Here is a 7,009-nt window from a genome sequence, read left to right on the forward strand (position 1 = left end):
GGGGTCACGGTGGCGCGAGTGTACGACAGTCGCGTTACGGGCATGCGTACGAGGTCACGGGCAGGAAATGGCCCGACTGGGACCCAACTCTAGGCGACTGAAGGTCGTGTCGCATCGTGGCCGACGTGCCCTCGCCGCGGTCCGCTCCGGAAGCGGCGCTCCAGCGTCGGAGCCGACACCGTTCGTGTGCCTCCGCGGCCGGCGCACCGCCGGTACCGCGCAGCACTGGCCGGTCTGTCTGCCGGCACTCAGCGAAGCCTAGTGGGCCGCGGCCAGTGCCTCGTCGTCGTGCTCGACGGCTGCCTTCCAGTCCTGCTTCTCGGCCCGCCAGCCCTCGTCCGTGCGGCCTCGCCGCCAGTAGCCCGACGCCGACAGCAGCTCGCGCGGGACGCCCAGCTCGGCGCGCGTCCACCGGCGCAGCTCGCGCACGCACGCGGCCTCGCCGTGCAGGAAGGCGTGGGGGACGCCGTCGGGCAGCGAGCCCACCGCGTGCGCCGCCCGTACGACGTCGGCGACGTCCGCCCCCGCCGACCGGTCCACCCACACCAGGCGCACGTCCCCGGCCGAGGCGATCTGCTGATGCTCCTGCGGCCCCTCCACCTCAACGAACGCCCGCGCAACCGCTCCTGCGGGCAGGGCCTCCAGCGCCGCCGCGATCGCGGGCAGGGCCGACTCGTCGCCGACCAGCAGGTGCCAGTCCGCGTCCGGGCTGGGCGCGTACTCCCCGCCCGGACCGACGAACGTCACCTCGTCGCCCGGCCGGGCGGCCGCGGCCCAGGGGCCGCCGAAGCCCTCGCCGCCCTGCTCCTCACCGTCGCTGTCGTGCTCGCTGCCGTGCAGCACGACGTCGATGTCCCACGCGCCGTCGCGCACGGCGCGCACCGTGTAGGTGCGCAGCAGCGGGCGCCCGTCCGCGAGCTCGCCCAGGACGAGCTTGACGTACCGGTCGGTGAACGGGCCGGCGTCGAGCGCGTCGAGCGCGTCGCCACCGAGCGTCACGCGGACCATGTGCGGCGTGAGGCGGCGCACCGCCGTCACCGTCGCGGTGGTGCGCACACCCTTGCGGGGGCGCTCGGCGGGGGAGGCGGTGGTCTCGGTCGTCATAGTCAGGTAAGCCTAACCTGTCGCTCGCGCGGCCTCTGCCGTGGCCTCCTCGGTGGCCTCGGCCGTGGCCGGTCGCGGGTGGCCCGCTCAGAGCCCGAGGGCCGCCCCGACGTCCGCCTTCACGCGTGCGATCCGTTCCCGTGCCGTCACCCGCGCCGCCGCGAGCCTCTCGCTGGACGCGTCCGGCGGCACCGGGGTCACGACCTCCAGGTAGCACTTCACCTTGGGCTCCGTGCCGCTGGGCCGCACGATCACCCGGGTGTCGTCCGCGGCCAGGAGCACCACGCCGTCGGTGGCCGGCAGACCGTCCACGCCGGCCGCCAGGTCGATCACGTCGGCGACGCCCGACCCGGCGAGCGTGCGCGGCGGCGCCGAGCGCAGCCGCGCCATGGTGTCCGAGATCGCGTCGAGGGAGTCGAACCGCACCGAGAGCTGGTCCGTGACGAAGAGCCCGCACACGCGCGCGATGTCGTCGAGCGCGTCGAGCAGCGTGCGGCCCTCGGAGCGGAGGCGGGCCGCGAGGAGGGCGATCGCCACGGCGGCCGAGATCCCGTCCTTGTCCCGCACGCTCGCCGGGTCCACGCAGTAGCCGAGCGCCTCCTCGTACCCGAAGACGAGCCCCGGCGTGCGGGCGATCCACTTGAACCCGGTCAGCGTCGTGGCGTGGCGCAGCCCGTGCCGCTGGGCGATGGAGGACAGCAGCCGGGACGAGACGATCGAGGAGGCGAGGACCGGGGCCCCTGCGCTGGTGGCGGCAACGCCGACGCCGTACCGCGAGTCGGCGGCGCGCACCGCGGCGTCCCAGCCCAGGAGGGTGCCCACCTCGTCGCCGTGCAGCATGCGCCAGCCCTGCGAGCGGGCCGTCTCCGCGCCCTTGTAGGTGCCCCAGTGCGGGTCGTGGACGGCGACGGCGCACCGGTCGGCGTCCGGGTCGTTCGCGATCACGAGGTCGGCCGCCGCGTCCTGCGCGACCGCCAGCGCGAGGTCGATCGCGCCCGGCTCCTCCGGGTTGGGGAACGTGACCGTGGGGAAGCGGGGGTCCGGGTCGAGCTGCTCCTCGACGGGCACGACGTCGGTGAAGCCCGTGGCGGCCAGCGCACGGGCCAGCGTGCGGCCGCCGACGCCGTGCAGCGACGTGGTCACGACGCGCAGGTGCCGCGGCCCCGTGCCGCCGTCGAGCCGCCGCGCCAGCGCGACCACCGTCTCCAGGTACGCGTCCACGACCTCGTGCCCCAGCACGGTCCAGCCGGAGTCCGCGCGCGGCACCTGCGCCGCCGGGCCGACGGCGTCGATCGCCGCCGCGATCCGGGCGTCGTAGGGCGGCACGATCTGCGCGCCCTGGCCCGAGTCCGTGACGACCCGGCCGCCGAGATACACCTTGTAGCCGTTGTCCGACGCCGGGTTGTGGCTCGCGGTCACCATCACGCCGGCGTCGGCCTCGAGGCGCCGCACGGCGAACGCCAGGACCGGCGTCGGCAGCGCTGACGGCAGGAGGAGCACCTCGGCGCCGGCGGCCGTCAGCACGGCCGCGGTGTCGTGCGCGAACGCGGACGACCGGTACCGGGCGTCGTAGCCGACGACGACGCGAGGCGGCCTTGCGTCCCGGCCGTCGGTGGGAACCGCCGAGCGCAGGTAGGCGCCGAGGCCCGCGGCCGCGCCGATGACCACCGCCGTGTTCATGCGGTTCGGGCCGGCGGCCATCGTGCCGCGCAGGCCCGCGGTGCCGAACTGCAGCCGACCGGAGAACCGGTCGCGCAGCTCCGCGAGGGCGACCGCCCGGACGCGGGAGGCAGTGGGGTCCCGCCGGCTCGGGTCCGCCGCAGCCATGCTGCGCTGCGCGCGGCGCGCATCCGGGCCGTTCGCGATGACCTGGGCCACGAGCGAGCGCAGGTCGTCTCGGTCGCTCTCGTCGACGTCGGCGGCCATCCAGTCCTCTGCCCGGCCGATGAGGGCCTGCACGTCCGCGCCCGGGTCGAACCCGGGAACGTCGGTTCCCGCCGGGGCGGGATCGCCGGAGTAGATGGAGGTCATGACCGGTCTCCTTGGTACGGCACGCCGAGTGTGCTCAGAGGAGCTTGACGATGCGGGCGAGAAGGTCGCTGATCCGCGGCCCGGCCTCCTGGCCGGCCTCGAGGACCTCCGCGTGCGACAGCGGATGCAGGCTGATCCCCGCCGCCAGGTTCGTGACGAGGGAGATGCCGAGCACGTCGAGGCCACAGTGCCGCGCCGCGACGGCCTCGAGCGCCGTCGACATGCCCACGAGGTCCGCGCCGAGGAACCCGGCCATGCGTACCTCCGCGGGCGTCTCGTACTGCGGGCCGCGGAACTGGGCGTACACGCCCTCCGGCAGGTCCCCGTCCACGGAGCGCGCCAGCTCACGTAGGCGCGGGGTGTACACGTCCGTCATGTCCACGAACGTGGCGCCCTTGAGCGGGGACTGGCCCGTGAGGTTCACGTGGTCCTTGAGCAGCACCGGCTGCCCCGGCCGCCACGACGCGTGCAGGCCGCCGCAGCCGTTCGTCAGCACCACCGTCGAGGCGCCCGTGGCCGCCGCGGTGCGCACGCCGTGCACCACGCGGCGCGTGCCGAGGCCCTCGTACAGGTGCGTGCGCGAGCCCAGCACGAGCGCGTACCGCACCGAGCCGTCGGGCCGCTCCACCCGGACCGACCGCGTCGTCGACCGGTGCCCGTCCACCGCGGGCTTCGTGAAGCCCGGGATCTCCGCGGTGGGCAGCTCCGCCACCACGTCGCCGATCAGCTCGGCGGCGCCTCCCCAGCCTGAGCCGAGCACGAGGGCGACGTCGTGACCGGGCACGCCCGTCTTCGCCGCGATGTACTCGGCGGCCTCGCGGGCAACGTCGAACGGGTCGGTCGCCGGATCGTCCAGCGGAGAGGTGCTGCTCATGGTCCGAGATTATCCTTTTCGGAGCCCTGCCACCCACCGGCAACCGGCCCGGTTCGCCGTGCTGGAAGAATGGGGCCGTGACTTCTCCCGTTCCCGAGGTTCCCGTCCCGCACGTCGTGGTCGTGGGCGGTGGACCGGGCGGCTACGAGGCCGCGCTCGTCGCGCGCAGCGTGGGCGCCCGGGTCACTGTCGTGGAGCGTCAGGGGATGGGCGGCGCGGCGGTGCTCACCGACGTCGTGCCGTCCAAGACGCTCATCGCCACCGCCGAGTGGATGACGATCGCCGACCGCGCGCCCGAGCTCGGCATCCGCATGCCCGGCGACGACCTCTCCGACGACGTCGCCGTGAGCCTCGGCACCGGCAACATCCCGATGGTGACCGCGTACGCGGCCGGTACCGACGCGCCCGGGGCCGTTCTTCCCGCCGCGAGCTCGGCGGGCAAGAGGCTCCACACCGTCGACCTCCGGGCGGTGAACGCGCGCGTGCTGGCGCTCGCGGCGGCGCAGAGCGCCGACATCCGCGGACGCCTCGAGCGCGAGGGCGTCGAGGTCGTCAGCGGGACGGGCCGGCTCGACGGACCGTCCCGTGTGGTCGTGACGCAGCCCGACGGCGGTGCGCGGGTGCTCGACGCCGACACCGTGCTGCTCGCCCTCGGCGCGACCCCCCGCACCCTGCCGTCCGCGCAGCCCGACGGTGAGCGCATCCTCACCTGGACCCAGCTCTACAACCTGAGGGAGCTGCCGGAGCGGCTGATCGTCGTCGGCTCGGGCGTGACCGGCGCCGAGTTCGCGGGCGCGTACAACGCGCTGGGGGCCGACGTCGTGCTGGTGTCGAGCCGCGACCGGGTGCTGCCCGGCGAGGACGAGGACGCCGCCGAGCTGCTCGAGGGAGTGTTCCGCGCGCGCGGCATGACGGTCATGTCCCGCTCCCGGGCCGAGGCCGCCGTGCGGACCGCGGACGGCGTCGAGGTCACCCTCGCCGACGGCCGCGTCGTGCACGGCTCGCACGTCCTCATCGCCGTCGGCGCGGTGCCGTCCACGGCGGGGCTCGGCCTGGAGGAGTCCGGGGTGCGGCTGTCGGCGTCGGGCCATGTCGTGGTCGACCGCGTGTCCCGCACCTCCGCGCGCGGCGTCTACGCCGCCGGCGACTGCACCGGCGTGCTGCCGCTCGCGTCCGTCGCCGCCATGCAGGGCCGCATCGCGATGCACCACGCGCTGGGCGACGCCGTGGCGCCGCTCGCTCTCGGCACCGTGGCCGCCAACATCTTCACCGCGCCCGAGATCGCGACCGTCGGCTACTCGGAGGAGCGGCTCAAGGCGCAGGGCTCCCGCTACATCGCCAGGACGCTCCCGCTCTCCCGCAACGCGCGCGCCAAGATGCTCGGCATGCGCGACGGCTTCGTGAAGCTGTTCGCCCACCCCGAGGCGGGCGTCGTGCTGGGCGGCGTGGTCGTGGCACCGCGCGCGTCCGAGCTGATCTTCCCGATCACGCTCGCCGTGCAGCACCGCCTCACCGTCGAGGACGTGTCGTCCGCGTTCACGATCTACCCGTCGCTGTCGGGCTCCGTGGCCGAGGTCGCGCGCATCCTGCACGCACAGGTCACGTCGCGCTGAGCAGGGCGAGTGCCTCGTTCCTCGGCCCTCACCCTGCGCTGCACCCCGGCCTCGGACGACGTTGTCTGTCGTCTGAGACCTGCGTTCCGCTTCGGGCGAGTGCCTCGTTCCTCGGCCCTCACCCTGCGCTGCACTCCGGCCTCAGACGACAGTCCCGTCCAGCACGATCTCGCCCTGCTCGATCCTCAGGGCGCTCACCGTGAGGCCGGGGAGCTTCGCGTCCAGCAGGCGCTCCACGTCGACGGCGATGCGCGCGTCGGGCTGCACGTCGACGACGCCCGGCGGCAGACCCTGCTTCGCCACCGCCTCCTCGATCGGGGCCGCGGCGAGCGACAGGAGCTTGTGGGCGGGCAGGCCGGCGGCGTTCGCCTCGACGACCAGGGTCGCGACCCCGCGTTCGAACGACGCGACACGGACGTCCGCCCGCACGATCGGGGCGATCTTCACGGCCAGCTTGAGCGGTCCCGGCAGCGTGTCGAGACGCCGCAGGTCAGCGACCAGCCGCAGCGTGTCGCCGTCGCCGGTGAGCGAGCTGATGACGGGCGGCAGCCCTTGGCCGCCGAGCTTCGCGAGGCCCAGGGCCTCGGCGGGAGTGAGCCGGATGTGCACTACTTGACCCTAACGCGTGCCCGACGACGGGGGCCCACCCAGGATGGTCGTGTCGCCCTCGTACACCGCCAGCAGGGCGGGCAGCGCGTCGGCGAACGCCCCGAGCAGCGGTAGCGCGCCGAGCTCGGTGAGGCCTGCCCAGCGGACCTCAAGGCTCTCCGGGTCGGCGGCGGCGGGCTCGACGACCGCGCCCGGGGCCACCTCGGCGATCACCGTCGTGTACGACCACGCGGGGTGCTCGAGCACGTACGTGGCCAGCACCTGGATGTCCGCCGGGTCCACGGCCGCCTCCTCCGCGGCCTCGCGGAGCGCGCCCGCCACGGCGTCCTCGTGCGGGGCGAGGGCCCCGCCGGGGATGCCCCACGTGCCGCCCTGGTCCGACCAGAGGGCTCGGTGCTGGAGCACGACGGCGGCAACGCGCCCCGGGTCACCGTCTGCTGGTGCCGGTTCGCGGCGGGCGAGCAGCAGGCCGGCCGCGCCGAACAGGCCCCAGTGCCGGTGGTCGCCGCACGCGACCCAGGCGTCGCCCGCGTGGCGGTGCAGCAACGGGGGCGGGGTGTGGGAGGTGGGCGCTACCGGGGCGAGCGGGACGTCGTCGGGCACGGGACCACCCTACGGGGAACTGTCGCTGGAGGGCCCTGCCCCGGGTTGCTCGTCCGTACAGCGTTCAGCCGAGGAACTTGGTCGAGCGGTAGTTGGGGGGGGGGGGGGGGGGGGGGGGGGGGGGGGGGGGGGGGGGGGGCCCCCCCCGCCGGGGGGGGGGGGGGGCGGCGGCGGG

Annotated in this window: 6 protein-coding genes; 1 reads left to right on the forward strand and 5 read right to left on the reverse strand. The window is 75.1% G+C overall.

Annotated elements, in window-relative coordinates; all coding sequences use genetic code 11:
- Positions 1-258: 258 nt before the first annotated feature.
- The 3 genes from L1785_RS04640 to L1785_RS04650 form a co-directional block, all read right to left on the reverse strand.
- Complete coding sequence (locus tag L1785_RS04640) at positions 259-1,104, reverse strand: siderophore-interacting protein (RefSeq protein ID WP_236088012.1); 846 nt, start codon at positions 1,102-1,104, stop codon at positions 259-261.
- Between the two features lie 87 nt (positions 1,105-1,191).
- Positions 1,192-3,135 carry a phospho-sugar mutase gene (locus L1785_RS04645; protein WP_372461780.1) on the reverse strand — a complete coding sequence of 648 codons (1,944 nt, stop codon included), beginning with the start codon at positions 3,133-3,135 and terminating at the stop codon, positions 1,192-1,194.
- 34 nt (positions 3,136-3,169) lie between these two features.
- Positions 3,170-4,009, reverse strand: a complete 840-nt coding sequence (locus L1785_RS04650) for a purine-nucleoside phosphorylase (RefSeq protein WP_236088014.1) — start codon at positions 4,007-4,009, stop codon at positions 3,170-3,172.
- Between the two features lie 77 nt (positions 4,010-4,086).
- Here L1785_RS04650 and L1785_RS04655 point away from each other — a divergent pair, with 77 nt between their 5' ends.
- Positions 4,087-5,622: an NAD(P)H-quinone dehydrogenase gene (locus tag L1785_RS04655; RefSeq protein WP_236088020.1), complete on the forward strand. Its 1,536-nt coding sequence runs from the start codon at positions 4,087-4,089 to the stop codon at positions 5,620-5,622.
- 141 nt (positions 5,623-5,763) lie between these two features.
- On the opposite strand, the gene L1785_RS04660 is transcribed toward L1785_RS04655, so the two are convergent.
- Entirely contained in the window at positions 5,764-6,231 is a 468-nt protein-coding gene (locus tag L1785_RS04660; RefSeq protein ID WP_236088022.1) for a hypothetical protein, read from the reverse strand.
- 9 nt (positions 6,232-6,240) lie between these two features.
- Positions 6,241-6,834 (reverse strand): NUDIX domain-containing protein, encoded by a 594-nt coding sequence (locus L1785_RS04665; RefSeq protein ID WP_236088023.1) that lies wholly within the window; start codon positions 6,832-6,834, stop codon positions 6,241-6,243.
- Positions 6,835-7,009: the final 175 nt, after the last annotated feature.

The sequence above is a fragment of the Antribacter soli genome (genome assembly GCF_021568775.1).
Classification (GTDB): Bacteria; Actinomycetota; Actinomycetes; order Actinomycetales; family Cellulomonadaceae; genus Antribacter; species Antribacter soli.